Consider the following 21398-nt stretch of genomic DNA (forward strand, 5'->3'; position numbering starts at 1 on the left):
CCGGGGGCAGTCGCAGCCGATTCCCCGCTATTCTCTGCGGGAAAGATTGGGCGATGTCTTGGGTACCAAGCACCGAATGCTGCATCGTAAACCAATGGCCAATGCCCGCCAACGGCCAAGAGCCGACTTTGAGCACTTCGTTGGATTTCGCAGCCGCAGCCCGCATTCCGGCCATTCGCTGCACGCGCGAAATCTAAAAAGCCCGCCGACGGGGATCGCGTGAGAAAGGCGACAAACGGCCATGATCGTGAATTTCGATTTCATTTCTACATTCTGAGTTGGATGTCGAATTTGACCATCCTAAGATATATTGAAGCGCTCACAAAAGAGCTTCTGGGATTCAGTCAGAACGACGAAGGAGTGCATGCGCTAATGACTTTGCAGGGTGCGTCTCCAGCGTTTCGAAACCTGTGTGGCAATATGCTTGAGAAGTAGTACGCGTCCCCGGGGCCCAGAACCCTGGACTGCCCATCTACTGTGACTTCAAGACGGCCCTCTATCACAACCGCACATTCCTCTCCTTCGTGCGACAGTACAGATCGACCCGAGTCGGCACCGACATCGTACTCTTCTATGAGCATCTGTAGTTTTCTGTCTCGGCGCTCTCCTGCGACAAGCAAATAGGAGACACCAGGTGATCCCAAGTCGCGCATTCTTTCGTGCGGGTAAAAAAACGACTCCTCGTTTTGCAATTCAAAACTGAAGAAAAAGCCCAAATTGACGTCTATCGAGGCAAGGATCTTCTTTAGCAACGCCACAGATGGTTGGGTCGAACCGCTTTCGATTTGAGAAATCGTCCCGCTACCGACTCCCGCGCGTTTGGCCATTTCACGTTGACTGAGGCCCTTGGTCGTCCGAATCAACTTTAGACGACGGGCAGTTTCGAGATCTGATGACAAAACCGTTACTCTAGTGCTTTCTTGCTTTGGATCGAAAGCATTCTAGGGGCGCGACGATTTTTTTCAATAACTTACAGATTAAAAAAAAGCCGGGTGTGCGGAAGGTCTGAACTCTGCAAGGATCTGTCATCAAATGAAAATCTGCATCACGAGGAATGAACGTGCTCGATCAACCCAATACAATGTCATCGTTTTGGATGCCGTTTTCGGCCAATCGTGATTTTCTTCGCGAGCCCCGGATGATCCAAGCGGCCGAGGGGATGTATTACACCAGTTCTGATGGTCGGAAGGTCATGGATGGAACCGCCGGACTGTGGTGCGTTAACGCAGGACACCGCGATCCGCTGATCGTTGAAGCGGTTCAGAAACAGGTGCACGAGTTGGATTATGCACCGAACTTCCAGTTCTCCCACCCTAAGGCGTTTGAGTTGTCGGCAAAGCTGACAGCGATGATGCCTGAGGGGATGAGCCACGCTTTCTTCACCAATTCTGGCTCCGAGTCTGTCGATACAGCGCTCAAGATCGCGCTACACTACCACCGAATGCGCGGTGATGGCGCGCGCACGCGATTGATCGGGCGTGAGCGTGGTTACCACGGCACTGGCTTCGGTGGCATCTCGGTGGGCGGCATCGTAAAGAACCGGATGCATTTCGGGACGCTCCTTACAGGAGTGGATCATTTGCGCCACACGCATGATCTAGAGAAAAATGCCTTTTCCCGCGGTTGCCCGGAACACGGCGCGGAACTGGCGGATGATCTGGAACGATTAGTCGCGCTTCACGATGCATCGACAATTGCGGCAGTGATCGTTGAGCCGATGGCCGGGTCCACCGGTGTGCTTCTGCCGCCGAAAGGATACTTGAAGCGACTACGGGAAATCTGCGACCGCCATGGCATTCTGCTGATTTTCGACGAGGTCATCACCGCCTTTGGTCGTTTGGGTGTGGCGACAGCATCGGAGTATTTCGATGTGAAGCCGGACATAATCACGACGGCCAAAGGCCTGACCAATGGCGTCATCCCGATGGGTGCGGTCATCGTATCCGACAAGATTTACGAGTCGGCTATGGAAAATGCCGATGCGCCGATTGAGATATTCCACGGCTACACCTATTCCGCCAACCCTGTGTCATGCGCCGCCGCACTGGCAACGCTGGAGAGTTACAAGCAGAATGATTTGTTCCGCCGCGCTGCATTGCTATCGCAGCACTGGGAGGATCAGCTTCACAACCTCAAAGGTCTGCCGAACGTCATCGATGTCCGCAATCTGGGATTGGTGGGCGCGATCGAGCTTGCACCACGAGAGGGCGCGCCGGGGGCACGGGGCTATGACGCGATGAAACTTGCCTGGGACGCCGGAATAATGATCCGTGTCACAGTTGACATCATCGCCTTGTCGCCACCACTGATCATCTCGGAACCCGAAATAACGACTCTTTTTCAAACACTTGGAGAGGTATTGGCGTATCTGCCATAACCCCTAACTTCTAACCCCAAATAGGACTGACATCATGAAAGATGCATCCCCGATCGCTTTGATCGGCCACTACATTAATGGCCAAATCACTGTTCCTTCCGGCGAAAATACGCAGCCGGTTTTCAATCCCGCAAACGGTGCGCAAACCGGCGAGGTGTCACTGGCGAACATCCAGACCGTCGACGACGCAGTGGCCGCTGCCAAAGCCGCGTTCCCGCAGTGGTCAAACACACCGCCAATCCGCCGCGCCCGCCTTATGAACAACTTTCTGGCCCTGGTACGCGAGCATAAGGACGATCTGGCGCGCGCCATCACGGTTGAGCATGGCAAGGTGTTCACCGACGCCCAAGGCGAAGTTGAGCGTGGTATTGATATCATCGAGTTTGCCTGCGGCATTCCGCAACTCCTCAAGGGCGATTACACGGAGCAGGTCTCCACTGGCATGGACAACTGGACAACGCGTCAGGCGTTGGGCGTTGTGGCTGGGATCACTCCCTTCAACTTCCCGGTCATGGTGCCGATGTGGATGTTCCCGATCGCCATCGCCGCAGGCAATACCTTTATCCTGAAACCGTCACCGACCGATCCGTCCGCTGCGCTGCTATACGCCGATCTGATGCAGGAGGCCGGTTTCCCCGATGGCGTGTTCAACGTCGTACAAGGTGACAAGGTCGCCGTGGATGCACTGCTGGAAAATGACGACGTCAAAGCCGTGTCCTTCGTCGGCTCGACCCCGATTGCGAACTACATCTACGAGGTTGGTGCGCGGCATGGCAAACGCGTTCAGGCTCTGGGTGGCGCGAAGAACCACATGCTGGTGATGCCCGATGCCGACATGAACAAGACTGCGGACGCATTGATTGGCGCAGCCTTTGGCTCGGCAGGCGAACGCTGCATGGCGATCTCGGTTGCTCTGCTGGTTGGTGATGCTGCCGATAAGTTAATGCCGGTCCTGAAAGAGCGCGCCGAAACTCTGAAGGTCAAGAATGGCCTTGAGCTGGACGCCGAAATGGGCCCTATCGTGACGGCTGCTGCGCGCGACCGGATCAAAGGCTACATCGACTCTGGCGTCGAAGAAGGTGCTGACCTGCTGGTCGATGGTCGCGACTATACCGTCGAAGGGCATGAAGAAGGGTTCTTCCTGGGCGGCACCCTGTTCGACAACGTCACACCCGACATGAAGATCTACAAGGAAGAGATCTTCGGCCCCGTCCTGTCCTGCGTCCGCGTCTCCAACTTTGTGGAAGGTCTGCAACTGATCAACGACCACGAGTTTGGTAACGGTGTGTCACTGTTCACCCGTGACGGCAACGTAGCGCGTGAGTTTGGCAAACAGGTTCAGGTCGGCATGGTCGGCGTCAACGTTCCGATCCCGGTTCCCATGGCGTGGCATGGCTTTGGCGGCTGGAAAAAGAGCCTTTTCGGCGACATGCACGCCTATGGCGAAGAGGGTGTTCGTTTCTACACCAAACAGAAATCTATCATGCAGCGTTGGCCCGAAAGCATCTCGGAAGGTGTCGAATTCGTCATGCCAACGGCGCAATGATCATCCGATCCAAGGAGTGAAGAACATGTTCATTGGTGTTCCCAAGGAAATCAAGAACCATGAATATCGGGTCGGCCTGACCCCCGAGAGCGTCGCGGAACTGGTTTCTCATGGTCATAACGTCATCGTGGAAACCAATGCCGGCATCGGCATTGGCACAGATGATGATGCCTTTCGGGCCGCTGGCGCAGAGATTGCCGAAACCGCAGCCGATGTCTTTGCCAATGCAGAGATGATTGTGAAGGTGAAGGAACCTCAGGCCGTTGAACGCGCCATGCTGCGGGAAGGTCAGATCCTTTACACCTATCTGCATCTGGCCCCCGACCCGGAACAGACCAAAGATCTGGTCGACTCGGGCGCTGTCTGCATCGCTTATGAAACCGTCACCGACGACAATGGCGGTCTGCCCCTACTGAAACCGATGAGTCAGGTTGCTGGTCGCATGTCGATCCAAGCCGGGGCCAGCGCGTTGGAAAAGGCCAAGGGTGGTCTGGGCGTATTGCTGGGCGGCGTGCCCGGTGTGAAACCAGGCAAAGTAGTAGTCATTGGTGGAGGCGTCGTTGGTTTCAACGCAGCTCAGATGGCCGTCGGCTTGCACGCGGACGTGACCATTCTGGACCGCAATCCGGCAGTGCTTGAGAAGCTGGAGAACCATTTCGAGGCGTCCGCCAAGGTTGTCTATTCGACCAAAGCCGCATTGGAGGAAGAAATCACCAATGCTGATCTGGTTGTTGGTGCGGTTCTGATCCCGGGTGCTGCTGCGCCCAAGCTGGTCACACGCGAGCTGATCTCAAAAATGAAACCCGGTGCGGTCGTCGTGGACGTTGCGATTGACCAGGGCGGCTGCTTTGAAACGTCCAAAGCCACCACTCACGCTGAGCCCACATATGTTGTCGACGATGTTGTTCATTACTGCGTCGCCAACATGCCGGGCGCAGTCGCCCGAACGTCGACCTATGCACTGAACAACGTCACGCTGCCGCACACTCTGGCTATTGCAAACCATGGCTGGAAGCAGGCGCTGGCAGATAATCGTCATCTGATGAACGGCCTGAACGTGGCCCACGGAAAGGTGACGTACAAGGCTGTGGCCGATGACCTTGGATACGAGTTCGTCGCCCCGGAACTTTGCTGATTTGAAGCAAAGAAATGTCCCGCCGCGCGTAATGCGGCGGGACACCCACCACTGAGGAGGAAACCTTAATGATTACGAAGATTAACCGCCGCGCACTCGGCGCGATGGGTGGCGCTGTTTTGCTTGCTGCAACCACTCTCTCGACAGCAGCCGCAGCGGAAGACATGACACTGCGCTTTGCCGGCGTGTTCCCGATTGACCATCAGGGCACGAAAATGATGGAGCAGGTCGCAGCGGATGTCGCGGCAGCAGACGTCGGCCTGAAGATCGAAGTATTCCCGGCAAACCAACTGGGTTCGGGTGAGGCGCTGTTCGAAGATGTTGCACGCGGCAATATCGACCTGGCATCGGCGTTCATCTATGCCGATACTGATCCACGCCTGGAATTCCTGTCAATGCCGTTCCTGCTGGGCGGCTGGGATGACATGGAGAGCACGCTTCTGAACATGGATTCCGAGTTCAACACCATCCTGCAAGAGATCACCGACGAATATGGCGTGCGCGTCATGGCGCAGAATCCGGAAGGATTCATCGGCATCGTTTCGTCGCAAGAGCCCAAGAACTGGAATACTTTTGACGACAAGGGCATGAACATTCGCGTCTGGTCGTCCAGCGTCGTGAAATCAATGGTCGAAGAACTAGGTTATCAAGCGACCACCATGGCATGGGGCGACATTTTCCCCGCACTTCAGGCTGGGATTGTCGATGGAGCAATCTGCTGCACCAAAACCGCGACCTACTCGATCTTCGCCAAGTCGGACGTTGGAACCCATTTTGTCGAATACAATTCGATCTCAGAGCTGACAACTTTCTACGCGTCGCAGCGGACACTCGACAAGCTGAACGACGAACAGCGCGCCGCGCTGCAAGCCGCGATGACGAAGGCGTCCGAAGACTTCTTTGCCTACAATCGTGAGAATGATGAAGTGTTCGGCCAGAAATTGCTCGACAAAGGCTACACCATCCTGCGCCTGAGTGACGAAGAACAAGCTGCGATGGCAGCTCATGTCCAGGAAACGGTCTGGCCAGCGATGGCACAAAACGTCGGTCAGGACATCATCGACCGCCTGCTGGCAGCAAAAGAACAGCAATAAACACTGAGAAAAGGGCCAGCTAATCAGTTGGCCCTTTTTTCGTATTTAGCTCAACAAAGGGAGGGAGAAAGATGTCTAGCACTGAAGCTGGGCGTCCGTTGGTCGTCGAAAGTGCAGAAAAGAAGAGCTCGCAAAAAATCACTGACGAGTTGCCAGTCATTATTGGGTATCCGCTGAAAGCAGTGGCTTTTGCCATGAGGCAGGTCGTTATGTTTGCCGGTTTCCTGATGGCTTTCACATTTGGGGCAGTTGTTGTCATCCGGTATGGATTTGGCGGTGATCTGTTTGCCTACGAAGAATGGCTTTTGGGCATTAGCATCATCGGCTTTTTTGCAGGTGCTGTTCTGGCCTCTGCCCGCAACCTGCACATCAACGCGGACATTCTTGGCATCGTGATCCAAAATCCTCGGTTGATTTGGTGGCGCGGCTTTGTCGTCCTAACAGTCGAGGTGCTGGTGATCCTATTCCTCATGTACGCCTGTTATGTCTCGCTGCTTGATGACTTCTCATTCCCCCGGCTGCGCGCAACCCCAGTGCTGCGCATTCCGTTTGTGACCTGGCGGATTGCGATCATGATTGCCTTTGGCCTCATGGCGACGTTCACGGCGGCATATCTGTACGTGCATATCCGCAAGGGGCTCGGGCTTCCCTTGAGATCAGAAATGCAAAAAGGAGAAACCCAATGATCATCGGAGGAAGTCTCCTAATCGTCTGCTTTATGCTGCTGTTGGGCGTCAGCGTTTATGTGGCATTCGGATCGGTTTTGATTTTCATCGCCCTTGTCGGAGATCAATCCATCACCGGCTACTTGCCCACCGGTTCTACAGGTATCCGCTCACTTGTACTTCTGGCGATCCCACTCTTCATGATCGCCGGAGGCATCATGGAGAAAGGTAAAATCGCGGCCCCTCTAGTCTCTCTGGCTGAAATGTTCATTGGCCATATTAAAGGAGGATTGAGCGCTGCTGGGGTGCTGGCCTGCGGTGTGTTCGGCTCCATTTCAGGTAGTGCAAATGCAACACTGACTTGTATCGGTGGCATCATGATGCCCCACCTGAAAAAGGCCAACTATCCGGGTGGGCAATCGGCAGCTCTGATCGTGGCGGCCAGCCCCTTGGGCCTGTTGATTCCACCGAGTTCGTCGCACATCCTTTATGGCTGGGTTGCACAGCAGCACGTACTGAAGTGCTTCTTGTCCACGGTCATTCCAGCGATCATCCTAATCACGCTTTTGATAGTCGTTAATCAGTTCATGCTGCGGAAGTATGACGACATCAACCTGACGGAACGTCCCAAACCGTTCCTGCCGACATTCGGAGTTCAGGCGCGCCTGGCCGGACCTGCGCTTATGATGCCGCTGATCATTTTGGGCGGAATCTATGGTGGCATCATGACGCCGACCGAGGCTGCGGGTATTGCAGTGGTCTACTCGATCCCGATCGCGATCTACTTCTATCGCGGCCTTACCTGGAAAACACTGGCTCAGACCATCCAGAATTCCGGTGTTACGATTGGCGTGGTCATGGTCATGATCTTCATGGTTCTGATCGTGTCGGACAATTTGATCTCGCAAGGCGCCCCTCAGTTGGCCAAAGATCTGGTCTACTCCGTTTCGGACAATCCGGTCGTCATCCTTCTAATGATTAATGTCGTGATGATCCTGATCGGAATGCTAATGGATGATATCTCCGGTTTGCTTTTGGCAACACCAATCCTGCTGCCCATTGCTCAGAGCACTGGCATGGATCCGATCCATTTTGCGGCCGTCATTGGCGTGAACCTTGGTATGGCGAACATCACCCCTCCAACTGCGCCACTACTTTATCTCGGCGCTCAGGTTTGTGATGAACCGGTTTCGCGCATGTTGTGGCCGACTTTGATCTTCATCGTCTTTGCCTGGCTCCCCACTCTGATGCTGACAACATTTGTACCAGAGTTGGCCCTTTTCCTGCCGGACCTCCTGCTCAGCAGGTAGCGATGGGAAAGCGCTATAGCGCAAGACAAAAAGCACGCACCCCAATTCTAACGACTGGGGTGCCCGAGCACTCTCTTACAGATGAATTGGGAGAGGCTCGTAAGCAGCCAAAAACTGAAAACCCAATTACGGAGGTTTTAATGTATAAAAATATCTTAGTCGCGCTGTCTCTGGAACATGGCATCAGTGAACATGCAATCTCTGCGGCGCATGCCCTTGCATCCGAAGGCGGAAAAATCACTGCCGCGCACATCCATGAGCCTCCAAATAGACAGATAATGTACTATATGGATGAAGGGATCGCAGAAAAATCTCTCCAAAAAGCAAAGGCGCGTTTGGCCGAGCGCTTAAAAAACGAAACTGAGGTTTCTTCTGTCTTGATCGAGAGTCAATCAGCTGGCAGAGCAATCACCGAGTATGCAAACAAACATGGCATAGATTGTATTGTCCTTGCTTCGCACAAACCAGGGATGAAAGAGTTCTTTTTGGGTTCAACAGCCGCTCTCGTCGTTCGACATGCTCAATGTTCGGTGCATGTACTCCGTCTGTGATGCTGGCGCCCGCAGCGTGTCAGTAACTCTGTCCTTTGAAATCTGCGGTAATAAGCACGTCTCACTGCGACCAAGGTCTGCTATTGGCGTTCCTACCAGAATTTACTTTGCGGCATTTGAAAGGTAGGGCTCACAGCCGACCTCGGCGGCAACGCGGCATCGTGTGATATCCTCTTTCGTCAACGTCGGGTTGTCGTTGTGGGCGGGCATGGCGGATCGGAGGATCAGTTATGGAAACACCAAACTTACCTGCCATTCGCGCGCTTCGCCCAGCTTGGAAAAACGGACGCATCGTCGGTCAGAAACGGCCGTTGAAACCCAAACACGTCTGGGCAATTCGAGTAAGATTAGAGCTCGCAGAAAACCATCGCGACCTTGCTCTATTCAATATGGCCATCGACAGCAAGTTGCGCGGCTGTGACTTGGTGAAGATGAAAGTCGTTGACATCATGGCTTCTGGTAAGATCAAGGAGCGGGCTTCGGTGCTGCAAAGCAAAACTCAGAAACCAGTCCGCTTCGAGATTTCTGAAGGAACTCGGAGCTCAGTCAAGAGGTGGATGCAAGACGAACTCATGGTCGGGTCTGAGTACCTTTGGCCAGGGCGTTTTCATGAGCGTTTATACATTTCAACGCGCCAGTATGCGCGGATCGTGCGTGATTGGGTCACGTCTATAGGTTTGGAAGCCAGCGCATATGGCACACATTCGATGCGGCGCACAAAGGTCACTCAAATTTACAAAAAGACGGGCAATCTGCGCGCGGTGCAGCTCTTACTCGGGCACACGAAGATGGACAGTACCGTTCGGTATCTCGGCGTTGAGCTTGAGGATGCACTTGCTATTGCAGAGGCAATTGAAATCTGAATACCACGGGCCGCTTTCGTTGGCGGCCCAAAGCCGACCTCCAACCGTAACTTGCGACGCCGCATTGCGGCGCGTCAGAGCCGCCGTTCGATGCAAGCGCAAAGCCTTTAGATTCACCAACTGACACATCGCGGACGAAACGGCCATAGCCTGTTACGCTTATTAGGTCTGCTATGCCTTTAATCCAAGCGCAGTTTTAGCAATGCGTACGCCAGCAAGAAAGCACAAGTGAGGCCCGCCAGTAGGAATGTTGAACGCAAGGCGAGTTCACGGCCAAGCTCAATTTCCAGAACAGATACAGCGACCCCGCCAGCCAAAGCCCCTAAAGGCATGGAACCCCAACCGAAAAAACGGTAAATGCTGTTGACCCGGCCAAGTAACTCAGATGGGATGCGCCGTTGTCTCCAAGACACTGTAATCACATTCCAGAGCATCGCCCCTGCCAAAACAAAGAACAACGCAATGCTCATTGTGACAACTGATTGGCTTATTCCAACCACCGCATAGCCAAGACTCCAGGCTGCAATGGATAGATACAAGCAGGCCTGAGTTCCAAGCAATGAGATAAATCTGGCTGCAAGTAAACTACCAGTTATCGCGCCAGCGGCTTCTACAGACAACACCCAGCCGTATTGGAACGACGAAAGCGCCAAGACTTCCTGCGCAAAGAGAACCTGAACCGTGATTGTTGCGGTCGCAATGAAATTCGCAATTCCCAAGACAATCGCCAGTCGAAGCAAAAGCGGATCACGTCGCATGTACGTGATCCCTTCGATCAGCGCTGTACGAAAGCTAGCGCTGACCCTTGGTTTGGGTCGGAGCGAAATCATCCAGACGAGGCCTGCCGCCAATACAAGCAGTGCAGCGTCAATGCCAAAAGGAATAGCAATTCCAGCGGCAATCAAGAATCCCGCCAACGGAGGGCCAATAAACTGACCGGTGAGTTGCTCACTGCTCCAAAGTTGACCGTTCGCACTTTCGAGGTCTTGTGAGTCCACGATGGATGGGAGCAAGGTTTGGGCGGCATTGTCCCGTAAGACCTCTGCCGATCCCAGCAAGAAGGCAAGACCTGCAAGCACCCAGACAGTCCCTTGCGCTTGTTGGTTCATTGCCAACATCATAATTGCCAGAATGACGGCCGCCCGCAACAAGTCGGTACGCGCTATGAGCTTGCGATGATCCGCATTATCAACAATGACCCCGGCCGGAATTGAAAACAGCAACCACGGTAGCCGCCCTGCAGCCGCGACAGCAGCAATGGCTATCGGGTTTTGCGTCATCAATGTCGCGAGCCAAGGCAGCGCAAGAATAACCAGCCCGTCGCCCAAGTTGGTCAGTGTTCCTGCGCTAAAAAGCAGGCGAAAGTTACGGTTTCTGGCGAGCAGATATGCGGCCACTGTTGGTACTCCAGACATGCAAGAAGAACTCTTGCCCAGGGAAGATACGAGCGCAAGTTTGTTGTGCAAATTAGACCTGATAGCTGCCGTTCGTGTTCCGTGCAGCATCCAGAACCTAGGGCTCACAGCCGCCAGAGAGGCAAACGCATCATTCGATCGATAGGTCCATCTGTTTCAGATGGAGACGGCCCATACCGGTCACTCGACACGGCACCGATTTTCTGCGTTTGCAGCATTCATTCCGGTCATTCGCCGCGCCTGCAAAATCTATTGTTGGACGAATTCACAGAGCGCGGGACATAGTTGCCGTTTTCGGATGCCAAGGTGATCCCGAAAAGAATTGGGTCTCTGTTTGAACTCACCGAGACTATGCTTCGCGGTTTCACCTAGCTTGATAAGCGGTCACTGCTAGGCAGAGATTTAAGGTGTCGATCATGGATGTCATGTGTCACTTCCTTGAGTATTTTGTCGATTTCCTCTCCTACCGGGAAGCCAGATGAGAACCCGGTGATGTGAGGGTCGATAGTGCGTTTCGCGGTCCTCTGAACGTGCGCCAGAAAAATCCTGGGATCTTCCAGCCCCACGGCAATCCGCATTGTAGTCGGGTGGATTCCTGCCACTGATTGCGCCTCGGAGCTCAATTCAGAATGGGTCGTCAACGCCGGGCAAAGCCCGACGGTGCAGGTCTGGCCTAAGCTCACCTGCATCCCAAGCGCTGGTTCAAGTGCATCGAAGAACCTTTTGAAGGCTTCTGCAGGAACACCGCCACCGCTCTTACCCTCCATATCTATGGTGAACAGACCAGCTGGAAGACCCAGATACATATGCTCTTTTAACATCGTATTATTGGGATTGTTTTCCAAAACCGGGCACGACACGTTGATGTCTGGGTGCATGTCTAGCACTCGTGCTAAGACGGTTGTATTGATGGCCTTTTGCAAAGTGCGCATCTCATAGGTTTTCATTCCGTTGAGGACCTCGAATGCTTTTTCTGAGTCTAGAAAACCGCCTTTTATGTAAAACACGTTCCAGAACATGCATTCGTCCCAATTCACGTTACGGGCACTACCGTCTGGCCAGACTGCATCGGCAGAACTACCCTTGGGCACGAACATGTCCTCGTTACGACCAATGACGACTCCAGCGGTTGTTGTCCCGAACCCGGCAAGCTCTTTCGTGTAGGAATGCACAACGAAATCAGGTCGCGCCATCGCATCGTTGTGTTTCAGAACCGGGTGCAGAAACGGTGTGCCGACTGTCGTATCGACGACCACTCGCCAGCCCCGCTCATGCGCAGCGCGGCTGATGCCAGACACATCCAGTACATAACCATGAGGGTTGCAGGGACTTTCAAGATAGACATAGATCTTTCGCCCTTCGGCCAGACGCTCGGCATATTTCTCTGCTGCGTTTTCCATCACATTGGCAAAACTCTCTGCGTCATAGCCATCGACCCATTCGATCTCGACAGCGAGGTTGGAGCTCTTGGCGTACCAGTCATGCAGCAGTTGATAGGTGCCGCCATAAACATTCCGGGAAGCGACGATGATGTCATCCCGGCCGACCAAATGGCTCAGCACACCATCGATAGCGGCCATGCCGGAGTTGAAATTCCAAGCCATGTATTGGTTCGACTCAGGCCCGCATTCAATGTCCACGATATGGTTGGCAAGGCTGATGGATGTTGGATTCAGCAAGCGTGAATAGATGTCATGCAAGGGCTCGCGGCCGTTGAAAGCGTCTTCGACCCACTCAGTGCATGCAAACAGGTAGGTCGCGGTTCGGGTAATGACCGGACTAGCGGAAAAAATCGCAGCGACATTGTCGAAAAGCGGATAGGCACCTTTAACCACAAAACCGGGCTGGTGCGTCGTGATTGATTGATACGTGGCGCGCAACGGGTTCTGCAGGTTGTCGAGAACCTTTGCCAGTTGGAAGCTTACAAAACGCTTGGCATTGAACCAAGCGAGTTTGTCCCCACGGTCGACCCCGTCCAACCCATCCATCGTGATTTTCCACAAATCGGCCGTAGCAGCGTTGGCCGCATAGAGATTGCGAGTCAGCTCAATCAACGCGCGCCCGTAATCGGTGTCCGGATCGATCCCGAAATGCATGGCCTGCTCACGGGCAAGATCCTCAGCGCCAGTTGCACGGGTCGTGTTTCTCAGTGGGCTCAGCTGTGTCAGCGCAGTTTTAGTCATTTTGGTGCCTCCCGATGTTGTTTGGGAAGTATGGCAACGAGATCGCGCAAATGTAGCTAAACCTGCTATAATTCCGTCAAATTTTTGGCAGAATCTGCTATAAAGAAACATGGATTCGACAGATTATAAAATCCTCCGCGAGCTTCAGATAAATGCGCGCGTAACGAATCAGGAATTAAGCGAGCGGGTCAACCTTTCGCCTACACCCTGCCTTCGACGGGTTAGAGAACTGGAAAAGTCGGGTGTTATTCAGGGTTATTCCGCCGTAATTGATCCCGAGGCCTACGGTCTCGCCGTGATGGCCTTTGTCCAGATCAGGTTGGAGCGTCAAAACGAAGCGACGATCACTACATTCGAGAGAGGCGTGGCTCGCTTGGATGAGGTCATTGCTTGTTACCTGATGTCCGGTGGGCACGATTACCTACTTCAAGTCATGTGTCAGTCCTTCAAGGATTACGAAGGGTTCGTCCGCGATAGGCTGACCCGGATAGAGGGGATCGGCAGCTTGGAGACACATTTCGTATTTGGACAAGTTAAACAGTCGCCAAATTTCCCGATGCCTCCAAGGTGAAGTCCCTATCGACCTGACAGTCCCTTTTGTTCTAGTCAAAAGACATGAAAGCAAAACCCGACACCGAACAACGCCAACACTTGATTGAGGCCGTACTTACGTCAATCGAGACACGGGGGTTGTGCGATACGTCGGTGTCGACCGTGACGGAAATCGCCGGCGTTTCACGTGGGATGGTAACCTATTGGTTCGCCACTAAGAGCGCCTTGCTTGTCGCTGCTTACGAACACTTGCTTGAAGAATGGAACGATATCTTTTTCTCACAGGGTGGATGTACGCCCGAGGAACGGATCGTCAATATGACTGTATCGATGTTTGTCCCACCCAATTTCGATCACCGCAGCGTTCGCTCCTGGATCGCCTTTTCAGTGGCCTCTTTGCACGACGAAGAGCTTAGAGTGGTTTGTCATAAGGCCTATGCCACCTGGCGTAAGGCACTTCGGGATGAAATTCACAAACACAACCTCGAGACGGGACAAGATGTGGACCCTGCGACTTTCAGCGCCTCGCTAATGGCACTAGCAGACGGCCTTTGGCTTCGGTCGCAGGTGGAACCCGATCTGATGCCTCCCGAGCGCGCTCGCAACCTGGTGGTCGAGAGCATTCGTCGGATGCTGTGAGTCCGCAGACGATCTCCCCAAATAAATTAATGAAAACTTTACTTTTTTCCGGGTCATTCTCGTAATTATACGATCGTATGAAATTTATTGACTCGAATCATACGATCGTATGACAATCCCAAGTAAGCGAGGATTCTGTCCATTGGTCGATGCGGACCAAGCGTAGTTCGCACGCCAAATGAAGACCGGGTTCAGGAGGGTATGGGCATGTCGACTCAAAAAATTAATCTGATCAGCAAAAGCGTTTAGCGTGGCCGCCTACGATTATATCGTCGTCGGTGCCGGCTCCTCTGGCTGTGTAGTGGCCTCTCGACTTGCTGAAAATCGCGATGCCCGTGTCCTGCTGATCGAAGCGGGCCCGCCGGCGCGGCATTGGTCAACGGCAATGCCATTGGCCTACTACGTCAACTATGCGGGGGGGCCTTTCAACTGGGCGCTTAGCTCCACACCGCAGTCAAAGCTCTGCGGACGCCGTGTGTATCACCCGCGAGGGCGCGGTGTTGGTGGCTCCTCACTGATTAATGGCATGGCGTTTTTGCGTGGTCATCCTGCCGACTACGACCGTTGGGCAACGGAAGGTGCTATCGGCTGGAGCCACGCCGAAGTGCTTCCCTATTTCAAGAAGCTTGAAACCCACAGTCGGGGAGAATCCGAATGGCGCGGTGGGTCGGGGCCAGTAGCAACTGGACCGCAGGATATGGGCATGGAGGTGAATAGCGCTTTCCTCGCTGCTGGTCAGGAAGCGGGATTTGGTCTTTCAGAAGATTTCAACGGTCCGAAACAGGAAGGTTTTGGCAGTTTCGACGCTTCTATTAGCCGGGGCAAAAGGGCAAGCACCGCCCATGCGTATTTGCGTGGGGGCAAACCGCACTCCAATCTCGAGGTGATGACCGGAGCATTGGTCCATAGAATTCTGTTCGATAATCACAGCGCTACTGGTGTCGAGGTTGAGCGCAAAGGACAAGTCGAAACTGTTTCCTGCAACGGTGAAATAATTTTGTCTGCGGGAGCCTTTGGGTCACCGGCGATACTTATGCGGTCTGGAATTGGACCGGCGGATCACCTGCGGGATCACGGGATCAATGTTATCTCCGATTTGCCTGGCGTCGGGCAAAACCTACAAGATCACCTTGAGCTGCATGTGCAATGGACTGGCTCACCGTCAAGGTCATTGAACCGATACGCCAATCCGATACGAAAGGTCGCCGCGGGCGCGCAGTGGATCGCCTTCAGGAATGGCATATGCGCGACTAATGCAGTCGAAGTGGGAGCTTTCACAAAGTCTGGTTCAAATGTTGCTCATCCGGATATCCAATACCATTTTTTCCCTTTCTTCCTAAACGGCATGAACATCTATTCAAGCGAAGGAGGTTTCTGCCTCTGTGTCGGTACATTGCGTGCCGGCAGCCGCGGTGAGGTGCGGCTGACCTCAAGCGATCCCCGCGCCGAACTTGCTCTCGATTTTCGTTATCTGACAGACTCCAGGGACCTCACCGAATTGCGCACTTGTCTTGAGCAAGCACGTGAGATCGGTGAGCAACCCAGCCTCGCTCCCTTCCGAAAAAAAGCCGCAGCCCCCTTTGCAGAAGCCAAAAACTCACAGGAAATCGATGAAGCGATCCTAGCCAACGTTGAAAGCGCCTACCACCCGTGCGGAACCTGTCGGATGGGAATGGATACCATGTCGGTCACCGACCCCGAGACCAGAGTCCACGGGCTAGAAGGGCTTCGTGTTGCAGACGCTTCAATCATTCCGTCAATCACAAGCGGTAACCTGAATGCTCCGTGCATCATGATCGGTGAAAAGGCCGCAGATCATATCAAGGGAGGCCCGATGTTGACACCGCAACCCCAGCCTTCCGCAACCCTATGAAAAGGGAGAGTCCGATGGCCCAACTAAAATCTAAACCCCATCCGGCAGCGAATATGTACGCCGAAGAGTACCGATCAGGTAAGCTGGATCGGCGGGAATTCCTTACACGAGTTACGGCGCTTGGGATATCAGCGACTGCTGCATATGGCTTGATCGGAGTGTCGCAACCGGTTTTGGCCGACGAGCCTCCGAAGCAAGGCGGTGTCTTGAGGCACCAGATGAGCGTTCAAGCGCTCAAGGATCCGCGGCTTTACGACTGGATCCAGATGTCCAACTTTTCCCGTGGAACGTTAGAATACCTTGTTGAATATCAGAATGACGGCAGCTTTCGGGGCATGCTTCTGGAAGGTTGGGAAGCGAACGACGACGCCACTGAGTACATGCTGAAAGTTCGCCCGGGCGTGACCTGGAACAATGGCGATGCGTTCACGGCAAATGATGTAGCGCGTAACTTTGAACGCTGGTGCGACAACACGGTCGAAGGCAATTCAATGGCCTCGCGATTTGGCGCTATGATTGATGAAGACACCGGAAAGATGCGCCCGGACGCTGTTGAAGTAATAGACGATTTGAATTTGAAGCTGAAACTATCACAACCAGACATAGCCATCATCGCCAGCACCACAATCTTTCCGGCACAGGTAGTTCATGAAAGCTTCTCTGACGACTACCTCAACAACGTCGGCACGGGGCCCTTTCTGATGGAAATGCTGGAGGTTGGCCAAAAGGCCGTCCTGAGCCGAAACTTAGATCACACCTGGTGGGGCACCGAAGTATATGGTGGACCGTACCTGGACAGGATTGAGTACATTGATTTTGGTCAGGATGCAGCTTCTTGGGTGGCCGCGATGGAAGCGGATGAGGTCGATGTGCTGGACGAAACGACCGGCGATTTCATTGACGTGCTGGATGGCATTGGTTTTGAACGGGCTGAAGTTGTGACAGCCAATACCCTTGTAATCCGCCCGCACCAACAATCCGAGATCGACGGCAAGGCACTCTATGCAGATCCGAATGTGCGTCGCGCTCTCGCCTTGGCGGTCGACAATTCGGTTCTACTGGAACTAGGGATCAGTGGACGCGGCTCGGTCGCGGAAAACCACCATGTTGGCCCGATGCACCCGGAATATGCTGAAATGCCAGCTGCCACTGTCGATAAGGCAAAGGCGCGAGAATTAATGGCTGCAGCTGGGCTAGAAGATTTTGAGCATGAACTGATCAGCCATGAGGAAGTCTGGCAGAAGGATACGTGTGATGCAGTTGCGGCGCAGTTGCGAGATGCTGGGATCAAAGTCAAGCGAACAGTCCTGCCAGGCAGTACCTATTGGAATGGTTGGAATTCCTTCCCATTTTCAGCAACCCAGTGGAACCATGAACCGCTTGGCGTTCAAGTGCTTGCCGCCGGTTATCGCGGCGGTGTCGCCTGGAATGAAACGGGGTACGCAAGCTCCGAGTTCGACGGCCTACTGGATAAGGCTATGTCGATTGCAGATGCTGACAAGCGACGTGAGGTGATGAAGGATATCCAAGCCTTGATGCAAGAGGATGGCGTAATCATACAGCCCTACTGGCGGGCGGTTTATAATCACTTCAAGCCAGGACTCAAGGGTGTGGGCCGGCACATCACCTGGGATCACCACCAGTATAAGTGGGGCTTCACCTAACAGATCGTGCGGTGATTACATGGATGCCCAAGTTGGCCTTAGAACACCTCAAAAGGACTAAAGATGCTGAAACCAACGGGGCTTTCCTCATACGTACAAGGGGGATTTTTACCGGCAATTGGTAAGACATTCGCGTCAAGTAACCCTTGCACCGGTCGGACGATCGCCGAGGTCGGCGAGGCCACGCCTGCCTGTGTCGACCAAGCAGTGAAAGCCGCGCGTCAGGCGCAGGTTGGATGGGCTGCTGTGTCTGTCGCTGAGCGCGCCTCGATCCTTCATCGAGCTGCCGCACTTCTTCGCAACAAGCGCGCGGCGCTGGCCGAACTGGAAGTTGCCGAGACAGGTCGGCCGATATCTGAAATCGGTCCGATAGATATTGAAACTGCCGCGCAGGGTTTCGAATACTTCGCTGCCGCTGCCATGACGCTTGAGGGACGATCCCAGGATTTTCCCGACGGAATTGCACATTTTAGATACGAACCTCTTGGGGTTTGCGCTGCAATCGGCGCCTGGAACTATCCGTTACAAATTTCGGCATGGAAGGCTGCTCCCGCATTGGCGGCGGGTAACGCAGTTGTCCTTAAGCCATCTGAACTAACACCGCTTTCAAGTTTGGTCCTTGCGGAAATACTGACCGAAGCGGGATTGCCGGTAGGTGCGTTCAACGTCGTCTTGGGCGCAGGTGCAGTTGGCCAAGCTTTGGTAAGCCATCCGGATATTGATCACGTCGCGATGACGGGAAGTATCCCGACTGGACGGCGCATCTTGGAGGCCGCTAGTTCTGAAGTTAAGGTCACTTCGCTGGAGCTTGGCGGCAAGTCTCCACTGATCGTTCTAGAGGATGCAGATATCGACCAGGCGGCTTTCATAGCTGCACAAGGAAATTTCCTTTCCAATGGCGAAATCTGCGGCAATACCACACGGGTTTTCGTGCCGCATTCACTGGAAGCGCAGTTTCTGAACCGTGTACGCAAAGTCGTTGCTGGGATCCGTGTCGGCGACCCCCTCGACCCAAAAACGCATATGGGCGCGCTGATTTCTCCAGATCACCGAGACAAGGTGCATTCATATGTCACCAATGCAAAAAAGGATGGGGCCGAGATCATTTGCGGTGGCCGGTTCGCCGATGTACCCGAGCTGCCACTCGGTAATTTTTACGAACCAACAGTCCTTGCAGGTTGTCATGATGAAATGCGTGCCGTCCGTGAAGAAATCTTTGGCCCCGTCATGGCTGTCCTTACCTATGACACTCTCGACGAAGCCGTGGGGCGGGCCAATGATACGATCTACGGATTGTGCGCCGCTATTGTAAGCAAAGACATGGCGCGCGGGCATAAAGTTGCGCGTCGGTTGGATGCTGGAACCATCTGGATCAACACAGTGCTCGATCTGCCTGTCGGCTTTGGGTATGGAGGTTTCAAACAGTCGGGGCTTGGATACGAAAATGGATTGCAGACACTCGCCGAGCATATGCGCACGAAAGGCATTTACTCCAGCCTGAAACAATTGGCCAATCCGTTCGCTTGATTTAGATCGTCAATTTCGATCCATAGATCGAGGTTTGGCCATCAAACTTCGAAGATGTGTGAACGTAAACCGGTTACCCTACCTTCGCTGTAAAGAAGCTAAACTAGTTCTGAGCCTCTAGAAGCACCTTCGGCCCAAACCTGCCATTCATCGGGTCCGCCCACACCGCAATGCAACTTCACCGAACCAGACTTTCGCTGCGAGCGCGGCACTTACCAAAACCACTCACTGACGGCTTAGCGGCAAGCTATCGTGCGGCTGGAACCAAGGCCAAACGTGCACTGAAAATCAATTTGGACCAGTCAGATGAAGCTGCTCACAAAGACCTCGAATTATCAAAAAAAGAAGGGCGACCGCAGCCGCCATTCTTTTTTGCGCCTGGCTCCACCGGCTATCGGTTAAGGAATTCCAGGTCGTATTTGTCCTCGACATCGGGCAGCGGGTGTTCTTCGTGCAGCGACACGACGATGCCGTAGATCATGAAGAGAAGGATGATTGCGATTGGTAGACCCGCCACGATTGATGCCGTTTGCAGGGCGCTCAGGCCTCCAGCCAGCATCAGCACACCCGCAACAATCCCAGCAGTGAGGCCCCAAAAGACGCGAAACTTGACTGGTGGGTGCTCATCACCCATCGATAGCATCGTGCACATCACCAGCGTGCCAGAATCCGACGAGGTCACGAACCACGAGATCAGCAGGACCGTGATCAGGACCGTGATCGGGTAGGTCAACCAAGTATAACCAAAGCCTTTGACCGTCGCGAAGACGCCCGCGGCGTAGTCGTTGTTGACCGCCTCGACCACGCCGGCGTCATAGAAGAGATCAACGCCGGCAGCAGCACCACCAAAAACTCCCATCCACAGCATCACGACCGAAGTCGGGATCAACAGAACGCAATAGCAGAACTGCTTGATGGTGCGCCCTTTTGAGACGCGTGCGATGAAGAGACCCACAAACGGACACCATGCAATCCACCAGCCCCAGTAGAAGATCGTCCACCAGCTCTGCCACTGGTTATCGGGCTCCCCATTGATCCAGAATCCCATTGGGATAACCGTCCAAAGGTAGTCACCAAATCCAGATAGAGTGATCCCTAACAGGAACGCGGTTGGCCCGAGCACGATGAACAGGATCAAGAGGAAGACGCTGGCCATAACGTTGGTTTCTGACAGGATCCGCACGCCTTTGCCCACGCCAGATGCGGCCGAGGCCGTGCCCATGCAGGTGATGATGGCCACAAGGATCAACTGGTTGGTCTGGGTGTTGGCCATCCACCCGAGGTCTTCAAGCCCTGCCGCAATCGGCGTGACGCCAAGGCCAAGCGAGGTGGCCAGGCCAAAGATCGTGCCAAAGACGCCGATCAGATCGACCAGGTGACCCCAAGGGCCGTAAATCCTCTCCTTGAGTACCGGATAGAGCGCAGTGCGCAGAGTCAGCGGCAAACCGTGGCGATAGGCGAAATAGGCCAGGCTTAGACCCACAAGCACATAGAGCGCCCAGCCATGGAAGCCCCAGTGGAAGTTGGTGATCGTGACTGCCGAGATGGCTGCATCGACAGAACCGGGTTCAATCCCGCCGCGATCCAGGAACGGGCTACCCTGAACGTGAAACATCGGCTCTGCGACGCCCCAATAGATCAGGCCCGATCCCAGCCCCGCGCTGAACAGCATGCAGATCCAGGAAAAGGTCGAAAAATCAGGTTCGTCCTCGTCCTTGCCCAGTTTCACATGGCCGAACCGGCTGATCATTAGCCAGAGCACGAAGAAAAGGGCCGCGTTGACCACCAGCACGTAGAACCAGTCTAGGCTGCCTATGATAAAGTCCTTGCCGGATGCGAAGATGGCGCTCGAGGCCTCGACATCGCGGATGGTGAAGATCACGAACCCTAGGATCATTACCATCGAGGCGATGCCCATCAGCGGGTTCATACCCTTGAACAGCCCGGAATTGGCGACAAGGTTTTCAGGTCTTTGTGTTGTTTGGTCAGTCATTTTTATACCTC

Annotated in this window: 18 protein-coding genes; 14 read left to right on the forward strand and 4 right to left on the reverse strand. The window is 54.0% G+C overall.

Annotated features, from left to right (window positions below; genetic code table 11):
* Positions 1 to 223 (forward strand): hypothetical protein (locus tag ACR0EZ_RS18245; RefSeq protein WP_480615793.1); only part of this gene is annotated, 223 nt, incomplete at its 5' end.
* A gap of 121 nt (positions 224 to 344) precedes the next feature.
* Here ACR0EZ_RS18245 and ACR0EZ_RS18250 read toward each other — a convergent pair.
* Positions 345 to 899, reverse strand: coding sequence for a cupin domain-containing protein (locus ACR0EZ_RS18250; RefSeq protein WP_480615795.1), 555 nt, complete (start codon positions 897 to 899; stop codon positions 345 to 347).
* Positions 900 to 1054: 155 nt separating this feature from the next.
* On the opposite strand from ACR0EZ_RS18250, the gene aptA reads away from it, so the two are divergent.
* The 8 genes from aptA (at position 1055) to ACR0EZ_RS18290 (ending at position 9541) form a co-directional block, all read left to right on the forward strand.
* The gene (gene aptA / locus ACR0EZ_RS18255) at positions 1055 to 2377 is read left to right on the forward strand and encodes an omega-aminotransferase AptA (protein ID WP_480615797.1); all 1323 of its coding nucleotides are present in this window, start codon (positions 1055 to 1057) and stop codon (positions 2375 to 2377) included.
* Positions 2378 to 2411: 34 nt separating this feature from the next.
* A complete protein-coding gene (locus tag ACR0EZ_RS18260; RefSeq protein ID WP_480615799.1) occupies positions 2412 to 3923 on the forward strand; it encodes a CoA-acylating methylmalonate-semialdehyde dehydrogenase in 1512 nt (503 codons plus the stop codon).
* 25 nt (positions 3924 to 3948) lie between these two features.
* Positions 3949 to 5058 carry an alanine dehydrogenase gene (gene ald, locus ACR0EZ_RS18265; RefSeq protein ID WP_480615801.1) on the forward strand — a complete coding sequence of 370 codons (1110 nt, stop codon included), beginning with the start codon at positions 3949 to 3951 and terminating at the stop codon, positions 5056 to 5058.
* 104 nt (positions 5059 to 5162) lie between these two features.
* Positions 5163 to 6152 (forward strand): TRAP transporter substrate-binding protein DctP, encoded by a 990-nt coding sequence (dctP, locus tag ACR0EZ_RS18270; RefSeq protein ID WP_480615989.1) that lies wholly within the window; start codon positions 5163 to 5165, stop codon positions 6150 to 6152.
* Between the two features lie 71 nt (positions 6153 to 6223).
* Positions 6224 to 6838: a TRAP transporter small permease gene (locus tag ACR0EZ_RS18275; protein WP_480615802.1), complete on the forward strand. Its 615-nt coding sequence runs from the start codon at positions 6224 to 6226 to the stop codon at positions 6836 to 6838.
* Positions 6835 to 8127 carry a TRAP transporter large permease gene (locus tag ACR0EZ_RS18280; protein WP_170511078.1) on the forward strand — a complete coding sequence of 431 codons (1293 nt, stop codon included), beginning with the start codon at positions 6835 to 6837 and terminating at the stop codon, positions 8125 to 8127. Before ACR0EZ_RS18275 ends, ACR0EZ_RS18280 begins: the two co-directional genes overlap by 4 nt.
* Positions 8128 to 8129: 2 nt before the next feature.
* Positions 8130 to 8678 (forward strand): universal stress protein, encoded by a 549-nt coding sequence (locus ACR0EZ_RS18285; RefSeq protein ID WP_480615803.1) that lies wholly within the window; start codon positions 8130 to 8132, stop codon positions 8676 to 8678.
* A 230-nt stretch (positions 8679 to 8908) separates the two neighbouring features.
* Positions 8909 to 9541 (forward strand): tyrosine-type recombinase/integrase, encoded by a 633-nt coding sequence (locus ACR0EZ_RS18290; RefSeq protein WP_480615804.1) that lies wholly within the window; start codon positions 8909 to 8911, stop codon positions 9539 to 9541.
* Between the two features lie 179 nt (positions 9542 to 9720).
* On the opposite strand, the gene ACR0EZ_RS18295 is transcribed toward ACR0EZ_RS18290, so the two are convergent.
* Both ACR0EZ_RS18295 and ACR0EZ_RS18300 read right to left on the reverse strand, forming a co-directional pair.
* Complete coding sequence (locus ACR0EZ_RS18295) at positions 9721 to 10938, reverse strand: MFS transporter (protein ID WP_480615806.1); 1218 nt, start codon at positions 10936 to 10938, stop codon at positions 9721 to 9723.
* Positions 10939 to 11324: 386 nt separating this feature from the next.
* On the reverse strand, positions 11325 to 13139 hold the full coding sequence (locus ACR0EZ_RS18300) for a PLP-dependent transferase (RefSeq protein ID WP_480615808.1): 1815 nt from the start codon (positions 13137 to 13139) through the stop codon (positions 11325 to 11327).
* Between the two features lie 109 nt (positions 13140 to 13248).
* On the opposite strand from ACR0EZ_RS18300, the gene ACR0EZ_RS18305 reads away from it, so the two are divergent.
* The 5 genes from ACR0EZ_RS18305 to betB all read left to right on the forward strand — a co-directional run bounded on the left by ACR0EZ_RS18305 (position 13249) and on the right by betB (position 19394).
* Positions 13249 to 13710 (forward strand): Lrp/AsnC family transcriptional regulator, encoded by a 462-nt coding sequence (locus ACR0EZ_RS18305; RefSeq protein WP_480615810.1) that lies wholly within the window; start codon positions 13249 to 13251, stop codon positions 13708 to 13710.
* Positions 13711 to 13754: 44 nt separating this feature from the next.
* Positions 13755 to 14330, forward strand: coding sequence for a TetR/AcrR family transcriptional regulator (locus ACR0EZ_RS18310; RefSeq protein WP_480615812.1), 576 nt, complete (start codon positions 13755 to 13757; stop codon positions 14328 to 14330).
* Positions 14331 to 14580: 250 nt separating this feature from the next.
* A complete protein-coding gene (locus ACR0EZ_RS18315; RefSeq protein ID WP_480615814.1) occupies positions 14581 to 16203 on the forward strand; it encodes a choline dehydrogenase in 1623 nt (540 codons plus the stop codon).
* Positions 16204 to 16217: 14 nt separating this feature from the next.
* Complete coding sequence (locus tag ACR0EZ_RS18320) at positions 16218 to 17867, forward strand: ABC transporter substrate-binding protein (protein WP_480615816.1); 1650 nt, start codon at positions 16218 to 16220, stop codon at positions 17865 to 17867.
* 63 nt (positions 17868 to 17930) lie between these two features.
* Positions 17931 to 19394 (forward strand): betaine-aldehyde dehydrogenase, encoded by a 1464-nt coding sequence (gene betB / locus ACR0EZ_RS18325; RefSeq protein WP_480615817.1) that lies wholly within the window; start codon positions 17931 to 17933, stop codon positions 19392 to 19394.
* Between the two features lie 391 nt (positions 19395 to 19785).
* Here the strand turns inward: betB and ACR0EZ_RS18330 are convergent, their stop codons facing one another.
* On the reverse strand, positions 19786 to 21387 hold the full coding sequence (locus ACR0EZ_RS18330) for a BCCT family transporter (protein WP_480615819.1): 1602 nt from the start codon (positions 21385 to 21387) through the stop codon (positions 19786 to 19788).
* Positions 21388 to 21398 lie beyond the last annotated feature (11 nt).

It is taken from the genome of Ruegeria sp. AK4 (genome assembly GCF_056541025.1).

Excerpts from the sequence above, each read along its gene's own strand:
- aptA (WP_480615797.1), top strand. The coding sequence starts at position 1,055 with ATGAACGTGCTCGATCAACCCAATACAATGTCATCGTTTTGGATGCCG.
- ACR0EZ_RS18260 (WP_480615799.1), top strand. The coding sequence starts at position 2,412 with ATGAAAGATGCATCCCCGATCGCTTTGATCGGCCACTACATTAATGGC.
- ald (WP_480615801.1), top strand. The coding sequence starts at position 3,949 with ATGTTCATTGGTGTTCCCAAGGAAATCAAGAACCATGAATATCGGGTC.
- dctP (WP_480615989.1), top strand. The coding sequence starts at position 5,163 with ATGGGTGGCGCTGTTTTGCTTGCTGCAACCACTCTCTCGACAGCAGCC.
- ACR0EZ_RS18275 (WP_480615802.1), top strand. The coding sequence starts at position 6,224 with ATGTCTAGCACTGAAGCTGGGCGTCCGTTGGTCGTCGAAAGTGCAGAA.
- ACR0EZ_RS18280 (WP_170511078.1), top strand. The coding sequence starts at position 6,835 with ATGATCATCGGAGGAAGTCTCCTAATCGTCTGCTTTATGCTGCTGTTG.
- ACR0EZ_RS18285 (WP_480615803.1), top strand. The coding sequence starts at position 8,130 with ATGGGAAAGCGCTATAGCGCAAGACAAAAAGCACGCACCCCAATTCTA.
- ACR0EZ_RS18290 (WP_480615804.1), top strand. The coding sequence starts at position 8,909 with ATGGAAACACCAAACTTACCTGCCATTCGCGCGCTTCGCCCAGCTTGG.
- ACR0EZ_RS18300 (WP_480615808.1), bottom strand. The coding sequence starts at position 13,139 with ATGACTAAAACTGCGCTGACACAGCTGAGCCCACTGAGAAACACGACC.
- ACR0EZ_RS18305 (WP_480615810.1), top strand. The coding sequence starts at position 13,249 with ATGGATTCGACAGATTATAAAATCCTCCGCGAGCTTCAGATAAATGCG.
- ACR0EZ_RS18310 (WP_480615812.1), top strand. The coding sequence starts at position 13,755 with ATGAAAGCAAAACCCGACACCGAACAACGCCAACACTTGATTGAGGCC.
- ACR0EZ_RS18320 (WP_480615816.1), top strand. The coding sequence starts at position 16,218 with ATGGCCCAACTAAAATCTAAACCCCATCCGGCAGCGAATATGTACGCC.
- betB (WP_480615817.1), top strand. The coding sequence starts at position 17,931 with ATGCTGAAACCAACGGGGCTTTCCTCATACGTACAAGGGGGATTTTTA.
- ACR0EZ_RS18330 (WP_480615819.1), bottom strand. The coding sequence starts at position 21,387 with ATGACTGACCAAACAACACAAAGACCTGAAAACCTTGTCGCCAATTCC.